Below are 14,768 nucleotides of genomic sequence, written 5' to 3'. Positions count from 1 at the left end.
CGCCCCACTCCGGTGATCATGGAGCTGCCGTCACGGGCCCGGCGGGTAGCCGGCACCAACTCCATGATCAACCGGTTCTGACCTCAAGGAGCACGACGATCAGCAGGAAACCACAGCCGGAGGGCGGGCAGGCGCCGGTCGTCCAGCGTGTCCGGATCCGGTACGCCAAGCGCGGGCCGTTGCGGTTCACCTCCCACCGGGACTTCGCCCGCGCCTTCGAGCGCGCCCTGCGCCGGGCCGCCGTGCCGGTGGCCTTCTCCCAGGGCTTCACCCCGCACCCGAAGATCTCGTACGCCAGCGCCGCCCCCACCGGCGTCGCCAGCGAGGCGGAGTACCTGGAGGTCGGCCTCCAGGCGCCGGTCGACCCGGAGCAGCTACGGCTCGCTCTCGACGCGGCGCTCTCGCCCGGCCTCGACGTGCTGGACGTGGTGGTCGCGTCCGGGGGGAGCCTCGCCGACCGGATCGAGGCGTCGCACTGGCGGATCGAGCTGCCCGAAGTCGACCCGACGGTGGCGCAACGGGCGGTTTCCGCCTTCCTGGCCGCCGACGAGGTGCAGGTCGAGCGGATGACCAAGCAGGGTCGACGCACGTTCGACGCGCGCGGCGCGGTCACCCGCGTCGATGTGCTGCCCCCGGCGGAGACGCCTTCCGGGGCGCCGGACTCGTCATGTGCGATACTCGAACTGGTCGTGCGGCAGGTCACCCCGTCCGTGCGACCCGATGACGTCCTTTCCGGCCTCCGCGTGGTGGCCGCCCTGGAGCCGCCGGTCTCCCCGAGGGTGATCCGGCTGGCGCAGGGCACGTTGACCGCGCAGGGTGCGATCGTGGATCCGTTCGACGCGGATCGCGACGGGGCAGCCATCGGAGAACGCTGACCGTCGGTCAGCGTTCTGGCAGGCAGACTTCGGCGGTCGCGCACCACGCGCGCCCGGCGGAAACACTTTTGCGGCGACCCTGCGTGGCAGCGCTCACCCGCGCCCGGGGCCGCCAGAACTGGAGAACGTCCATGCTCGACAACGAGCCCGAGGGCGGCGAACGGACCGGTTCACAGCCGGCCGGCGAAACCGCCGACAGCACCACCGACAGCGGCCCGGGAGCCGCCGCCACGGACGGCGCCACCGGCGCCGCGCCGACGGAGGCAGCGGCACCGACCCGCCGGCGTACCACCCGGCGGCGCGCCGCGCCGCTGAGCCAACCGGAGCTGACCGGAGCGCCCGCGGAGGCGTCGACCACCGCTCCCGCGGCCACCGACGAGTCGCAACAGGCCGAGGTGATCGTCCCGGTCGCCGGTGACCTCGACACCGCGCCGAAGACCACCCGGCGTCGACGCAAGGCCACCCCGGCCAAGGCGGCCGAGGAACCGGTGGTCGCCGACGGGGTGGAAGAGGGTACCGCGGAGCTGGTCCCGCCGGTGAAGGTGACCCGTACCCGGCGGAAGAAGGCCGCCGCCCCGGCGGCGGCCGAGCCGGCCGCCGAGGTCCCGGCCGAGCCGGCCGTGGAGCCCGCCGTGGAGGAGCCCGCCGTGGAGGCGGCTGCCCCCACCGAGCCGACCGTCGCCGACGAGCCGGCCGCCGAGGACGAGGAGCCGGCCGCCGAGGCGGCGGAGCAGGCCGGGGCCGGTGCCGGGAGCCGGGCCGGCGAGGTCCCACCCGGTGCCGCCGTGCCGGGCACCGAGGAGCCGGCCGAGCCGCAGCCGCGGACCCGGCGTCGGCGGGCCGCGATCGCCGCACCCACCGTGCTCTTCATGGCCCCGCAGCCGGAGGAGCTGCCCGTCTTCCGGGTGGTCGAGCCCGGTCCGGTCGTCGAGCCGGTCGCCGAGGAGCCGGCCGAGACCGGCCGGCGGCGGCGTCGTGGCCGCCGCGAGGTCGAGCCGGTCGAGGTCGAGGAGGAGCCCACCGGCGAGGCCGAGGAGGGCATCGAGGCCGAGGGCGACGAGGACGAGGACGAGGACGAGGAGACCGCCGCCCGCCGTCGCCGTCGCCGTGGTCGCCGGGGCCGGGGCCGGGGCAAGGGTGGCGCCGATGACACCGACGAGGACGAGGTCGAGGAGGCCGCCCAGGCCGAGGCCGAGGCCGATGAGTCCGAGGAGGCCGAGGAGGAGGGCGAGGGCGACGGGCTGACCCGCCGTCGTCGCCGTCGTCGCCGCCGGGGCGCCGGGGACGTCGAGGGGGGCGCCGACGACGGTGTGCCCACCGTGGTCAAGATCCGGGAGCCCCGCAAGGTCGTCGACGAGGTGCAGGGCGTCTCCGGCTCGACCCGGCTGGAGGCCAAGCGCCAGCGCCGCCGGGACGGCCGTGAGCAGCGCCGGACCCGCCCGCCGATCCTGAGCGAGTCGGAGTTCCTGGCCCGCCGGGAGGCGGTCGACCGGGTGATGGCGGTCCGCCAGCGCGGCGACCGTACCCAGATCGCGGTCCTGGAGGACGGCGTCCTGGTCGAGCACTACGTCACCCGGAACTCCTCCGGCACCATGGCCGGCAACGTCTACCTGGGCAAGGTGCAGAACGTCCTGCCCAGCATGGAGGCGGCGTTCGTCGACATCGGGCGCGGGCGCAACGCCGTGCTCTACGCCGGTGAGGTCAACTGGGACACCACCGGTCTGGAGGGGCGGGCCCGCTCGATCGAGCAGGCGCTGCGCTCCGGCGACTCGGTGCTGGTGCAGGTCACCAAGGACCCGATCGGGCACAAGGGCGCCCGACTGACCAGCCACATCGCGCTCTCCGGCCGGCACCTGGTCTACGTGCCCAACGGCAACGCCTCCGGGATCAGCCGCAAGCTGCCCGACAACGAGCGCAAGCGGCTGCGGGACGTGCTCAAGAAGCTGGTCCCGGACGGCGCGGGCGTGATCGTCCGGACCGCCGCCGAGGGGGCCAGCGAGGACGAGCTGGCCCGGGACGTCAAGCGGCTCCAGGCCCAGTGGGAGGACATCCAGGCCAAGGCGACCGAGGGCGGTGCCCCGGTGCTGCTCTACGAGGAGCCCGACCTGGTCATCCGGGTGGTCCGGGACCTGTTCAACGAGGACTTCCGCGATCTGGTCATCGAGGGCGAGCAGTCGTACGACATGGTCGAGTCGTACCTGTCGCACGTCTCGCCCGACCTGGTGGCCCGGCTGCGCCGGTACGTCGGCACCGCCGACGTCTTCACCGAGTACCGGATCGACGAGCAGATTATCAAGGGGCTGGACCGCAAGGTCTTCCTGCCCTCCGGTGGCTCGTTGGTGATCGACCGGACCGAGGCGATGACCGTCATCGACGTCAACACCGGCAAGTACACCGGTTCCGGGGGCAACCTGGAGGAGACGGTCACCCGCAACAACCTGGAGGCGGCCGAGGAGATCGTCCGTCAGCTCCGGCTGCGTGACCTCGGCGGCATCGTGGTGATCGACTTCATCGACATGGTGCTGGAGTCCAACCGTGAGCTGGTGCTGCGCCGGCTCACCGAGTGCCTGGGCCGGGACCGCACCAAGCACCAGGTCACCGAGATCACCTCGCTGGGCCTGGTCCAGATGACCCGCAAGCGGATCGGCGCGGGCCTGCTGGAGGCGTTCAGCGAGACCTGCGAGTGCTGCAAGGGCCGGGGTCTGATCATCCACACCGAGCCGGTGCCGGAGAAGCCGCGTACCGGCGGCCCGGGCGACCGGGTGAAGGCGGTCGCCACGGCGGTCACCACCCCGGCCGCCGAGCAGCCGGTCGGCGCGTCCGCCCGGCGGCGCTCCCGCAAGGGGGCCGCGGTGGAGCGGACCGTGGCCGAGACCACCGAGACCCCCGAGGTCGTGGACCCGGCCGTCGACGCCGAGTACCACGACACCATGGGCTACGACCTGTCCCGGTACGAGGCGGAGACCCCGGCCACCGCGGCGGCCGCCGACGCCCAGCCCGGCGAGTCGGCCCGCCTGGCGGGCGCGGACGACCCGGACGCGCTCGGCGACGCCGAATCCGACGAGGAGGGCGGCGAGGGCGGCACCGCCCGACGGCGGTCCCGCCGGGGCGGCGCCCGGCGGCGTACCCGCCCGTGACGGCCTGACCAGCGCGACACCCCCGCAGGGTCCCTTCCCCGGCACGATGCCGGTGGGAGGGGCCCTGCGGCCTCCTGGGCCCCCGATACGATCGGTCACCCCCCGGGCTAGGAGAAGAAGATGCGCCGCCTGCTCGCCGCCACCGTGGTGACCACCGTCCTGCTGACCGGCGCCGGCTGTTCCGGTGACCGGCCCGACGACTCGGCCGCCCCGGCCGCCTCCGGCACGTCCACCCCCGCCGCCGTGGTGCCGTCCGTCGCGGTGAGCGGCTCCCCGGCGGGTGGCAACGGCCCGCAGGTCTGCGCGGAGGCCGAGGCGGCCTCGACCACGGCGGTCCGCACCTACGTCGAGGAACTGGGCAAGATGATCGCGGCGGTCGGGGCGAACGACAGCACCGCGGCGGAGGCCGCCCGGAAGCGGGCGGAGTCGGCGCTGACCACCTGGCGGGCCGCGCTGCGGCAGCAGTCCGGCCGGGCCACCGACCCGCAGCTCAAGACCCTGTTGACCGACCTCGCCACCGAGGTCGGCACGCTCGGCACCGACGTCGACTCGATCGACGAGACCGAGTTGGACCGGCTCCAGCAGCGCCTGGACCAGCTCTGCGCCCGGTGACGTCGGGCCCGAACCGGCGGGGCCGGTTTGGGCAGCGGGCGGGTGATGGCGTAGTCTTTCCTGCGGCGCACTTTGGTGTGCCGAGTTCCCGCGTGCCCGCGCCGCCGGTGTCACTGCTACCCGGCGAGTCGCCGTGGGAACGACCGCCAGCAGCCTCAACGACAGGGAGTCCGCCTCCGATGTACGCGATCGTCAAGACCGGCGGCAAGCAGTACAAGGTCGCCGAGGGCGACGTGATCGAGGTCGAGAAGCTCACCGGTGCCCCCGGTGACGCGGTGAAGCTCACCGCGGTGCTCCTCGTCGACGGTGACGACCTGGTGACCGAAGCGGCGAAGCTTGCCAAGGTCGCGGTGTCCGGCGAGATCGCCGCGCACACCAAGGGCCCGAAGATCAAGATCCACAAGTTCAAGAACAAGACCGGCTACCACAAGCGCCAGGGTCACCGCCAGCCGCTGACCCAGGTCAAGGTGACCGGCATCTCCAGCGGGAAGTAGGTCGTCCTCCAATGGCTCACAAAAAGGGTGCGTCCAGCTCGCGTAACGGCCGCGACTCCGCGGCTCAGCGGCTCGGCGTGAAGCGCTTCGGTGGTCAGGTCGTCAGCGCGGGTGAGATCCTCATCCGTCAGCGTGGCACCAAGTTCCACCCCGGTGACCTGGTCGGCCGGGGCGGCGACGACACGCTCTTCGCGCTGGCCGCCGGCTCGGTCCAGTTCGGCACCAAGCGTGGTCGCAAGACCGTCAGCATCGTGCCGCAGCAGTAGTTCGAAGGCGTCGCGGGCCGTGGACCTCGGGTCCCGGCCCGCTTCGCTTTTTCGCGTGCGGGGGCTGCCCCGCTGGAAGGATTGGCGTCGTGACGACGTTCGTTGACCGGGTCGTCCTGCACATGCAGGCCGGCGACGGCGGGCACGGCTGTGTCTCCATCCACCGGGAGAAGTTCAAGCCCTTCGGTGGCCCGGACGGGGGCAACGGCGGGCACGGCGGCAGTGTCTCGCTGGTGGTCGACCCGCAGGTGACCACACTGCTGGACTTCCACTTCCGCCCGCACCTCAAGGCCGAGAACGGCAAGGGCGGTGCCGGCTCGAACCGGGACGGCGCCAACGGCCACGACCTGTTCATCAAGGTGCCCAACGGCACCGTCGTGCAGACCATGGACGGCACCGTGCTGGCCGACCTGGTCGGCGCGGGCACCACCTTCGAGGCGGCCCGGGGCGGCCGGGGCGGCCGGGGCAACGCCTCGCTGGCCAACGCCCGACGCAAGGCGCCCGGCTTCGCCGAGCTGGGGGAGCCCGGTGACCGGCTGGACGTGGTGCTGGAGCTCAAGAGCGTCGCCGACGTCGGCCTGGTGGGTTTCCCGTCGGCCGGCAAGTCGTCGCTGATCTCGGTGATCTCCGCCGCCAAGCCGAAGATCGCCGACTACCCGTTCACCACGCTGGTGCCCAACCTGGGCGTGGTCCGGGTCGACAACCACACCTTCACCGTGGCCGACGTGCCGGGCCTGATCCCGGGCGCGGCCACCGGCAAGGGGCTGGGCCTGGAGTTCCTCCGCCACGTCGAGCGGTGCGCCGTGCTGGTGCACGTGGTCGACACGGCGACGCTGGAACCCGGCCGCGACCCGCTCGCCGACATCGACACCATCGAGGCGGAGCTGGCCGAGTACGGCGGCCTCGCCGACCGGCCCCGGCTGGTGGCGCTGAACAAGGTCGACGTGCCGGACGGGCAGGACCTCGCCGACATCGTCCGGCCCGACCTGCTGGCCCGTGGCTTCCGGGTGTTCGACGTCTCCGCCGCCACCCGGGAGGGGCTCAAGGAGCTGACGTACGCGATGGCGGAGCTGGTCGAGCAGTCCCGCGCCGCCGCGCCGCCGGCCGAGCCGACCCGGGTCGTGATCCGGCCCAAGGCGGTCGACGACGCCGGGTTCACCATCGAGGCGGATTCCGACGGCTCCTTCACGGTGCGGGGGGTCCGCCCGGAACGCTGGGTGCGGCAGACGAACTTCGACAACGACGAGGCCGTCGGCTTCCTCGCCGACCGGCTGGCCCGGCTCGGCGTGGAGGAGAAGCTGGCCAAGGCCGGCGCGAACCCCGGCGACCTGGTCCGGATCGGCGAGCGGGAGTTCGACTGGCAGCCCACCCTCTACGCCGGCGTCGACTTCGTACCGGGCAACCGGGGCACCGACGTCCGGCTGGAGGAGAAGTCGTCGCGGGTGTCGGCGGCCGACCGGCTGGCCGCCCGCAAGGCCCGCCGGCAGCGTCCCGACGACGAGCTGGCGGCGGCCCCGCAGGAGAGCGTGGACGACGAGGACGAGGAATAGCCCCCTTCCGGTCGGGTCCGGGTCGTTCTCCAGAAACCTCCGCGAAACGGACCCGGCATAGCGTGGGCTGATGCTGATCGAGTCCCGCCCCGCCACCGATCCGGAGGTCGCCGCCCTGGTCGTCGCCCAGCAACGCGAGTTGCGCGAGGCCGACGGCGGGCTGGCCGGGCAGGTCACCGTCACCCACGACGACATCCGCTACCTGGCGGTGGTGGTCGCCGGCCGGGCGGTGGCGTGCGGTGGGATCCAGTCACTGGACGCCGACACCGGTGAGGTGAAGCGGATGTACGTCCGGCCGGCCTACCGGGGGCGGGGGATCGCCCGCCAGCTCCTCGCCGCGCTGGAGGAGCTGGCCTTCCAGCAGGGCCACTCGGTGGTCTGCCTGGAGACCGGCACCTACCTGCCGGCCGCCGTCGGCCTCTACACCTCGTGCGGCTACCAGCCGATCCCGGTCTACGGCGAGTACGCCGACAACCCGTACAGCGTCTGTTTCGCCAAGCGGCTGCCCGTGGCGGCCTGACCGGGGCGGGTCGGCCCGGCACCGGGCCGGTCTCCGCGCGACCGCGGGGCCCGGCCGGCGGCGCGGGTCAGGGGCGGCCGACCGGGACGTCCAGCCGGCCGCCGGTGCCCACGCCGTTGAAGAGCAGCAGGCCCGCCGCGAGCATCCCGAAGCCGAGCACCAGGTGCAGCCAGTTGTCGGCGTCGTTGAACGGGACGAAGTTGGCCGTGGCGTTGCGGTCGACGGCGAAGCCGTACAGCCACAGCGCCAGGTAGCTGGCGCCGCCGCCGGCGAGGAAGAGCCGCGCGCCGCCGATCCGGCGGGCCAGCACCAGGCCGACCAGGCCGAAGAGCAGGTGCAGCAGGTTGTGCAGGACCGACACCTGGAACAGGCCGAGCAGCTTCGCGCCGGAGTGGTGGCCGGCGAAGGCCAGCTCCCCGTACCCGGTGGTGACGCCGGGGACGAAGCCGAGCACGCCGATGAGGACGAAGACGGCCGCGACGGCCGCCGCGACCGCCTGGATCCGGGGCTTCGGGCCGGCCGGGGCGCGCTCCCGCAGGTCACGGGCCATCGCTGTCACCTCCAGGGAAGCTGCCCGGCGGAGCCGGATGATCCTCACATTCTGGTCCGGGTGGGGGCCGCGAAGCGGAGAAACAGCGAATCAGGCCCGGGTCGGTCGAGCGTCCCACCGACGAGCCGCGCGGCGGTCCGCCGGTCAGTGCCGGACCGACCCCGGGTCGGTGTCCAGCCACCGGGTGAGGTCGTCCGGCTCGACCGGGGCGAGCCGGCGGCGCAGCGTCCGGACCGAGTGGGCCGGGCGGCGGACCCGTCGCCCGGCGTGGCGGAGGCCGCCCCGGAACACCCCGCGGCCCACCGCCAGCCAGCCGCAGACGCCGCGTTCCAGCAGCCAGGCCGGGGCCGCCAGCGAGGTGCCCGGCGGGAAGACCGCCGCGCCGCCGGCCCGGCGTCGGCCGGACTCGGCCAGCGCCGCCGTGGCCGCCGCCGCGACGAGCAGCAGCCCGGGTCGGCGGGCCGCCAGCGCGGCCACCACCCCGGGCAGCACCGCCAGCGAGACCAGCAGCCGCGCCGGCCGGGCCAGGTCGTGGTACGCGTGGCGGACCCGCTGGTCCCGGAAGCGCGGCACCGTCGGCGGCAACCGGCGGACGTACAGCCCGGCCGGGGCGGCCTCGGTGCCGCCGTACGCCCGCACCGTCCGCACCAGCTCCAGGTTCCCGAAGAGCACGTCCGGGTCGTACCCGCCCATCGCCCGGAAGGTGCTCCGGCGCACCGCCAGGGTGCCCGTCGGGTGGTCCGCGCCGAGCGCCCGGTCGAGCAGCGTCCGGCCGGTGTCCCACCAGGCGTGCCAGGGCAGCGGGTCGAAGTAGTCCTGCGGGCGGACCAGGTCCACCCGGTCGAGCCACCGGTGCACCGCACGCAGCCCGACCGCGTCGTACCGGACGTCGTCGTCGGCGATCACCACGTGTTCGTGCCGGGCCGCCGCCACCCCGGTCAGCACCCCGCGCGCCGTGTCGTCGACCCCGTGCACCGCCGGGTCGGGTGGGAGGTGCCGGAGCAGCCCCCGCCAGCACGCGGCGTGCCGGGCGAACAGCTCCGGTGGCGACCCGTCGACCACGGTCACGTCGACCAACCCGCGCAGCCCGCGCAGGTAGCCGGTCAGCTCGTCCAGGCCGGTGTCGGTGGACCGGCGCAGCGGTAGGACGTACTCGACGGGGAGCCGCACCGGGCCGACCCCGCCGCCCGGCGCGGCGGCCGGGCGGGACGCGGCCCGGACCGGCCGGGCGGAGCCGGTGGGGGCGCTCACGGCCCCTCCCCGCGCTGGTGCCGGCGGACGTCGATGACGGGCAACGGTGCCTCCCGGTGACGGTGGTGCCCGGGCATCCCCGGGTTCCCGCCGGTCAAACCGGGCCACTCCGCCCCCATCCCGTCGGCCAGGGTGACCGCCCGCTTCCTCAGCTCGGTGGCGCTCCGGCTGGTCGCCGGGCGTGGGCCAGCCGGCAGGCCGTTCGCTGGCCCCTCCCCGGCCGGCGAAAACCTGGTTCCCTCGGGTGCACCGGCCCCACCGGGGAGTCGGGTGGGCGTCGACGACGGGGGAGGACGGATGCGGGAGAACAGGTCGCCGCACTGGCGGCAGCGGCGGGTGGTCGAGGCACTCGGCGGGCGGGACGGACTTCGCCCGCCGGACCCGCCCCTGGTCGCGCCGCCCCGGCGGGCGCCCCGGCCACCCCGGCACTTCACCGCCCACCTGGGCTTCACGGCGGACGGACCGGAACAGGCCCGGGAGCTGGCGGTGGCGTACGCCGAGGCGCTCAGCCTGCTCCGCCCGGAGTTGGCGCTCGCCGCTGCCGCCCTGTCCCCGGCCGATGCCTGGCACCGGGCCGAACGGCTCTTCTGCGACGCCGTCGGCCCCGACGGTGAGCGCTGCGCCGACGTGGCCGGCCATCCCGGGTTCCACCACGCCCCCGGCCCCGGCGGTCTCGGCTGGGGCGAGGGGGACGGGTGAGCCGGCGTACCGGCACCGGTCGGTCGCTCCGCAGGTTGCCGCCGGGTGTCGGCCGCCCGGCGGCCCGGTGCCGGCCGCCGGGCGTGGACCGTGGAGTCCCGCCCGGGGCCGGCCCGGACGGCTCAGTCCAGGTCGAACTCGCCGTCCTGGGCGCCCGCGACGAACGCGTCCCACTCGGCCTGGGTGAAGACCAGCACCGGACCGTCCGGCTCGGCAGAGTTGCGCATCCCGATCAGGTCGTCCACGAAGGCCACCTCGACCGCGCTGTCGGAGGTGTCGCCGTCGGCTCGCTGCCAGACCGCCCGGGACAGGTCGAAATCGCCCTTGGGGTGCTGACCCATTGTTGATCCTCCATCGCCGCGCGTTATGGGAAGCCCGGCCGGCTCCCCGTCGGGCAGGATAAGCGGATGCCGAGCCTGACCCGTGTAGAGGCGACCGCGCGTCGCGCGCTGATCACCGTCGAGTCCTATCAGGTGGACCTCGACCTGACCGGTGGCGGCGAGCGTTTCCGTTCGACGTCCACCATCCGGTTCCGGGCCACCGCCGGGGCGGCGACCTTCGTCGAGGTCAAGCCCGCGGTCCTGGCCGGGGTCCGGCTCAACGGCCGTGATCTGGACCCGGCCGCGCTGGCCGACGGCCGCTTCCCGCTCGCCGACCTGGCGGCGGAGAACACCCTCACCGTCGCCGCCGAGATGGCCTACTCGAACACCGGGGAGGGAATGCACCGTTTCGTCGACCCGGCCGACGGCGAGACCTACCTGTACGCGATGTCCTTTCTGGACGAGGCGCCGCGCATCTTCGCCGCCTTCGACCAGCCGGACCTCAAGGCCCCGGTGACCCTGTCGGTGACCGCGCCCCCGGAGTGGACGGTCGCCGCCAACGGGCCGCTGGCCGCCAACCCGACGCCGGGGCGCTGGGAGTTCGCCCCCACCGCGCCGCTGGCCACCTACTTCGTCTCGCTGGTCGCCGGCCCCTGGCACGTACGGCGGGACGACCACGACGGGATTCCGCTCGGCGTCTACTGCCGGCGCTCCCTCGCCGGGCACCTGGACGCCGAGCTGGACGAGATCCTCACCGTCACCAAGCAGTGCCTGGACCGTTTCCACCAGCTCTTCGCGGTGCGATACCCCTTCGCCAAGTACGACCAGGCGTTCGTGCCGGAGTTCAACGCGGGGGCGATGGAGAACCCCGGGCTGGTCACCATCCGGGATGACGAGGTCTTCCGGTCGGCGGTCACCGACACCCAGCGGGAGCTGCGGGCCACCACCATCGCCCACGAGATGGCCCACATGTGGTTCGGTGACCTGGTCACCATGCGCTGGTGGGACGACCTCTGGCTGAACGAGTCCTTCGCCGAGTACCTGGGCACCCGGGTCACCGCCGAGGCCACCCGCTTCGACCAGGCGTGGACGACCTTCGGGATCCGCCGCAAGGCCTGGGGGTACGCGGCCGACCAGCGCCCGTCCACCCATCCGGTCGCCCCGGAGGAGGTGGCCGACGCCGCCCAGGCCCTGCTCAACTTCGACGGCATCTCGTACGCCAAGGGCGCCAGCGTGCTCCGCCAGCTCGTCGCCTGGCTCGGCGACGACGCCTTCCTGGCCGGGCTCAACACCCACTTCGCCGCCCACCGGTTCGGCAACGCCACCCTGGCCGACCTGCTCGCCAGCCTCAGCGCCGCCAGCGGGCGGGACCTCACCGACTGGGCCGCCCGCTGGTTGCGTCAGCCGCAGGTCAACACGCTGCGGATGGAGACCACGGTAGACGCCGACGGCCGCTGGGCGTCGGCGGCCGTGGTGCAGACCGCGCCGGAGGCGTACCCGGTGCTGCGGCCGCACCGGATCGCCGTCGGCCGGTACACCGCCGACGGGGCGGCGGACCGGGTCGAGATCGACCTCGACCCGGCCGCCGACCGGGGGCGTACCGAGCTGACCGCGCTGGCCGGTCGGCCCGCCACCGGGCTGCTGCTGCCCAACGACGGCGACCTCACCTTCGCCAAGATCCGCCTCGATCCGGCGTCGGCGGACGCGGTCCCCACCGTGCTGCCCGTGCTGGCCGACCCGCTGGCCCGTGCCCTGCTCTGGGAGGAGGCGCTGGACGCCGCGACCGACGGGGAGCGGCCGGTGGCCGCTCTGGTGGCGCTGCTCGCGGCGGCCCTGCCGACCGAGACCGAGGTGGCCATCGCGGAGAGCGTGCTCACCCGCAGCCGCAACCTGGTCGACCGCTACCTCGATCCGCTCGCCCGGGACGCCGCGCTGCTGCGGACGGCCGGGGCCTGTGCCACGCTGCTCGCCGGTGCCCCGGCCGGTGGCTCGCTGCAACTCGCCGCCGCGCGGGGGCTGATCGCCGCCACCGCCGACGCCGACCTGCTCATCGGCTGGCTCGCCGGCCGCGACGTGCCCGACGGGCTGGCCGTCGACGCCGAGCTGCGCTGGGCGGTGCTGCGCCGGCTGGTGGTGCTGGGGGCGGCCGGCGAGGCGGAGATCGCGGCCGAGGCGTCCGCCGACCGGAGCGCCGCCGGGGCCGAACGGGCGGCCCTGTGCCGGGCGGCCCGACCCGAGCTGGCCGCCAAGGACGCCGCCTGGGAGATCATCACCCGGGACACCACGCTCTCCAACCGGCTCGTCGAGGCGGCGGCGGAGGGGTTCTGGCAGCCGGAGCAGTCCGAGCTGACCGCGACGTACGTCGAGCGGTACTTCACCGAGATGCCGGCGGCGGCGCGGCGGCGTACCCCGTGGGCGGCCGAACGGGTCGCCCACCTCGCCTTCCCCCGCTTCGCCGTGGCGCAGCCCACCCGGGAGTCGGCCGCGGCCCTGCTGGCCCGCGACGACCTCACGCCCGGTCTGCGCCGGGCCGTCACCGACGCCGACGACGACCTGCGGCGGGCCCTGATCGCCCGGACGGCGGTCGCCGCAGCCGCCGCCTGACCGCCGCGCCGGGCCGGGCCGGGCCGGTGGGGCACCTACGACTCCCACCGGCCCGGCTCGACCGGCCGGGCTCGACCGGACCGGCCCGGTCCGGGCGGGCCGGTCCGGGCGGGCCGGGCGGCGGCCTACGATCATCGGGTGGAGGAAGACATCCGGCGGATCGGCATCATGGGCGGCACCTTCGACCCGATCCATCACGGTCACCTCGTGGCGGCCAGCGAGGTGGCGGACCGGTTCGGCCTGGACGAGGTGGTCTTCGTCCCGACCGGTGAGCCGTGGCAGAAGGCGGACACCCCGGTCAGCCCGGCCGAGGACCGCTACCTGATGACGGTGATCGCCACCGCCTCCAATCCCCGGTTCCAGGTCAGCCGGGTCGACATCGACCGGGGTGGCCCCACCTACACCGTCGACACCCTGCGTGACCTGCAGAACGAGTACGGCCCGAAGGTGCAGCTCTACTTCATCACCGGCGCGGACGCCCTGGAGCGGATCCTCTCCTGGAAGGACCTGGACGAGATCTTCGAACTGGCCCACTTCATCGGGGTGACCCGTCCCGGGTTCGAGCTCACCGACAAGCACCTGCCCGCCGACACGGTCAGCCTGGTGCAGGTGCCGGCGATGGCCATCTCGTCCACCGACTGCCGCGTCCGGGTGGGCCGGGGGGAGCCGGTCTGGTACCTGGTCCCCGACGGTGTGGTGCAGTACATCGCGAAACGGCGGCTCTATCGGCGGTGATTGTGCCGGTTTTCGACTGCTTCGTCCCGGTAATCGACCAGAACTGGCAAGTCGTCTCCCCGCCGGGTGTGAGACGCTAGCAGGGTCGCACGGTTGATCGAAGGAGAACGGTGACAGTATCCGAACGCGCTCACGAGTTGGCGATGGTCGCAGCCCAGGCCGCGGCCGACAAGAAGGCGCAGGACATCGTCATCATCGACGTGGGCGACCAGCTCGCCATCACCGACGCGTTCCTGGTCGCCTCGGCCCCGAACGAGCGGCAGGTGCTCGCCATCGTCGACGCCATCGAGGAGCGGCTGCTGGAGCTGCCGGAGAAGGCCAAACCGATCCGCCGCGAGGGCGAGCGGGGCGGCCGTTGGGTGCTGCTCGACTACGTCGACATCGTGGTCCACGTCCAGCACACCGAGGAGCGCGAGTTCTACGCCCTCGACCGGCTCTGGAAGGACTGCCCGCAGCTCCCGTTCGTCGACCGCGACCTGGTCGAGGCCGACGTCGCGGGTTCCGCCGCCGAATGACCCGGCTGGTCGTCTGGCGGCACGGCAACACCGACTGGAACGCCGCCAGCCGGGTCCAGGGGCAGACCGACGTCTCCCTCAACGACCTCGGCCGGGAACAGGCCCGGGCCGCCGCGCCGCTGCTCGCCGCGCTGCGCCCGGACGCCGTCGTCGCCTCCGACCTCAGCCGGGCCGCCGACACCGCCGCGGCGCTCGCCCAGCTCACCGGCCTGCCGGTGCGCACCGACCCACGGCTGCGCGAACGACACTTCGGCCAGTGGCAGGGGCTCGCCCTCACCGAGGCCGCCGAGCGGTTCCCCGCCGAGTACGCCCGCTGGCGGGCCGGCGACCCGGACCCGGGCGCGGGCATCGAGCCCCTCGACGACCTCGGCAAGCGGGTCGGCGAGGCGCTCCTGGCCGCCGCCGAGCTGGCCGACGGCGGCACCGTCGTGATCGCCACCCACGGCGGCGCGGCCCGGCAGGGCGTCGGTCACCTGCTCGACTGGGACCATTCCGTGCTGCGCAGCCTCGGCTCGCTGGCCAACTGCCACTGGACGGAGCTGCGCCGCAACGACCTCCGGGGCTGGCACCTGCGCGCCCACAACGTCGGCCTGACCACCCGGCCGGTCCTGCCCGACCCGGTCTGAGCCGTCCGGCCCGG

Annotated in this window: 15 protein-coding genes; 12 read left to right on the top strand and 3 right to left on the bottom strand. The window is 74.2% G+C overall.

Going from position 1 to position 14,768, the window contains the following annotated elements; genetic code table 11:
* The first annotated feature begins 155 nt into the window (after positions 1-155).
* The 7 genes from ACIQG9_RS26980 to ACIQG9_RS26950 all read left to right on the top strand — a co-directional run bounded on the left by ACIQG9_RS26980 (position 156) and on the right by ACIQG9_RS26950 (position 7,454).
* Positions 156-875, top strand: a complete 720-nt coding sequence (locus ACIQG9_RS26980; protein WP_400407715.1) for a TIGR03936 family radical SAM-associated protein — start codon at positions 156-158, stop codon at positions 873-875.
* A gap of 131 nt (positions 876-1,006) precedes the next feature.
* Positions 1,007-4,012, top strand: a complete 3,006-nt coding sequence (locus ACIQG9_RS26975) for a ribonuclease E/G (RefSeq protein WP_400407672.1) — start codon at positions 1,007-1,009, stop codon at positions 4,010-4,012.
* A gap of 120 nt (positions 4,013-4,132) precedes the next feature.
* Positions 4,133-4,624 (top strand): hypothetical protein, encoded by a 492-nt coding sequence (locus ACIQG9_RS26970; protein WP_400407669.1) that lies wholly within the window; start codon positions 4,133-4,135, stop codon positions 4,622-4,624.
* 179 nt (positions 4,625-4,803) lie between these two features.
* A complete protein-coding gene (gene rplU, locus ACIQG9_RS26965) occupies positions 4,804-5,118 on the top strand; it encodes a 50S ribosomal protein L21 (RefSeq protein WP_089012988.1) in 315 nt (104 codons plus the stop codon).
* 11 nt (positions 5,119-5,129) lie between these two features.
* Positions 5,130-5,384, top strand: a complete 255-nt coding sequence (gene rpmA / locus ACIQG9_RS26960) for a 50S ribosomal protein L27 (protein WP_013288010.1) — start codon at positions 5,130-5,132, stop codon at positions 5,382-5,384.
* Positions 5,385-5,473: 89 nt separating this feature from the next.
* Positions 5,474-6,934, top strand: coding sequence for a GTPase ObgE (gene obgE / locus ACIQG9_RS26955; RefSeq protein WP_400407666.1), 1,461 nt, complete (start codon positions 5,474-5,476; stop codon positions 6,932-6,934).
* Positions 6,935-7,004: 70 nt separating this feature from the next.
* On the top strand, positions 7,005-7,454 hold the full coding sequence (locus ACIQG9_RS26950; RefSeq protein WP_400407663.1) for a GNAT family N-acetyltransferase: 450 nt from the start codon (positions 7,005-7,007) through the stop codon (positions 7,452-7,454).
* 67 nt (positions 7,455-7,521) lie between these two features.
* Here the strand turns inward: ACIQG9_RS26950 and ACIQG9_RS26945 are convergent, their stop codons facing one another.
* Together ACIQG9_RS26945 and ACIQG9_RS26940 are read right to left on the bottom strand one after the other, a co-directional pair.
* Complete coding sequence (locus ACIQG9_RS26945) at positions 7,522-7,992, bottom strand: DUF4383 domain-containing protein (RefSeq protein ID WP_400407713.1); 471 nt, start codon at positions 7,990-7,992, stop codon at positions 7,522-7,524.
* A gap of 156 nt (positions 7,993-8,148) precedes the next feature.
* Positions 8,149-9,255, bottom strand: coding sequence for a glycosyltransferase (locus ACIQG9_RS26940; protein ID WP_400407661.1), 1,107 nt, complete (start codon positions 9,253-9,255; stop codon positions 8,149-8,151).
* Between the two features lie 297 nt (positions 9,256-9,552).
* On the opposite strand from ACIQG9_RS26940, the gene ACIQG9_RS26935 reads away from it, so the two are divergent.
* Positions 9,553-9,954, top strand: coding sequence for a hypothetical protein (locus tag ACIQG9_RS26935; protein WP_400407658.1), 402 nt, complete (start codon positions 9,553-9,555; stop codon positions 9,952-9,954).
* A 122-nt stretch (positions 9,955-10,076) separates the two neighbouring features.
* Here ACIQG9_RS26935 and ACIQG9_RS26930 read toward each other — a convergent pair whose 3' ends face one another.
* A complete protein-coding gene (locus ACIQG9_RS26930; protein ID WP_334455059.1) occupies positions 10,077-10,295 on the bottom strand; it encodes a DUF397 domain-containing protein in 219 nt (72 codons plus the stop codon).
* A gap of 66 nt (positions 10,296-10,361) precedes the next feature.
* Between ACIQG9_RS26930 and pepN the strand changes: the two genes are divergently transcribed.
* The 4 genes from pepN to ACIQG9_RS26910 all read left to right on the top strand — a co-directional run bounded on the left by pepN (position 10,362) and on the right by ACIQG9_RS26910 (position 14,754).
* Positions 10,362-12,878 carry an aminopeptidase N gene (pepN, locus tag ACIQG9_RS26925; protein ID WP_400407655.1) on the top strand — a complete coding sequence of 839 codons (2,517 nt, stop codon included), beginning with the start codon at positions 10,362-10,364 and terminating at the stop codon, positions 12,876-12,878.
* 138 nt (positions 12,879-13,016) lie between these two features.
* On the top strand, positions 13,017-13,613 hold the full coding sequence (gene nadD, locus ACIQG9_RS26920; protein WP_400407653.1) for a nicotinate-nucleotide adenylyltransferase: 597 nt from the start codon (positions 13,017-13,019) through the stop codon (positions 13,611-13,613).
* Between the two features lie 110 nt (positions 13,614-13,723).
* Entirely contained in the window at positions 13,724-14,128 is a 405-nt protein-coding gene (gene rsfS / locus ACIQG9_RS26915; protein WP_400407651.1) for a ribosome silencing factor, read from the top strand.
* Positions 14,125-14,754 carry a histidine phosphatase family protein gene (locus tag ACIQG9_RS26910; RefSeq protein ID WP_400407649.1) on the top strand — a complete coding sequence of 210 codons (630 nt, stop codon included), beginning with the start codon at positions 14,125-14,127 and terminating at the stop codon, positions 14,752-14,754. Before rsfS ends, ACIQG9_RS26910 begins: the two co-directional genes overlap by 4 nt.
* Positions 14,755-14,768: the final 14 nt, after the last annotated feature.

It is taken from the genome of Micromonospora sp. NPDC092111 (assembly GCF_044755745.1).
Taxonomy (GTDB): Bacteria; Actinomycetota; Actinomycetes; order Mycobacteriales; family Micromonosporaceae; genus Micromonospora.
Note: the sequence above shows the minus strand (reverse complement) of the source record. Positions and strands in the feature narration are given on the sequence as shown.

Coding starts and splice junctions, on each gene's coding strand:
- ACIQG9_RS26975 (WP_400407672.1), top strand. CDS start 1,007: ATGCTCGACAACGAGCCCGAGGGCGGCGAACGGACCGGTTCACAGCCG.
- ACIQG9_RS26970 (WP_400407669.1), top strand. CDS start 4,133: ATGCGCCGCCTGCTCGCCGCCACCGTGGTGACCACCGTCCTGCTGACC.
- rplU (WP_089012988.1), top strand. CDS start 4,804: ATGTACGCGATCGTCAAGACCGGCGGCAAGCAGTACAAGGTCGCCGAG.
- rpmA (WP_013288010.1), top strand. CDS start 5,130: ATGGCTCACAAAAAGGGTGCGTCCAGCTCGCGTAACGGCCGCGACTCC.
- ACIQG9_RS26950 (WP_400407663.1), top strand. CDS start 7,005: ATGCTGATCGAGTCCCGCCCCGCCACCGATCCGGAGGTCGCCGCCCTG.
- ACIQG9_RS26935 (WP_400407658.1), top strand. CDS start 9,553: ATGCGGGAGAACAGGTCGCCGCACTGGCGGCAGCGGCGGGTGGTCGAG.
- ACIQG9_RS26930 (WP_334455059.1), bottom strand. CDS start 10,295: ATGGGTCAGCACCCCAAGGGCGATTTCGACCTGTCCCGGGCGGTCTGG.
- pepN (WP_400407655.1), top strand. CDS start 10,362: ATGCCGAGCCTGACCCGTGTAGAGGCGACCGCGCGTCGCGCGCTGATC.
- ACIQG9_RS26910 (WP_400407649.1), top strand. CDS start 14,125: ATGACCCGGCTGGTCGTCTGGCGGCACGGCAACACCGACTGGAACGCC.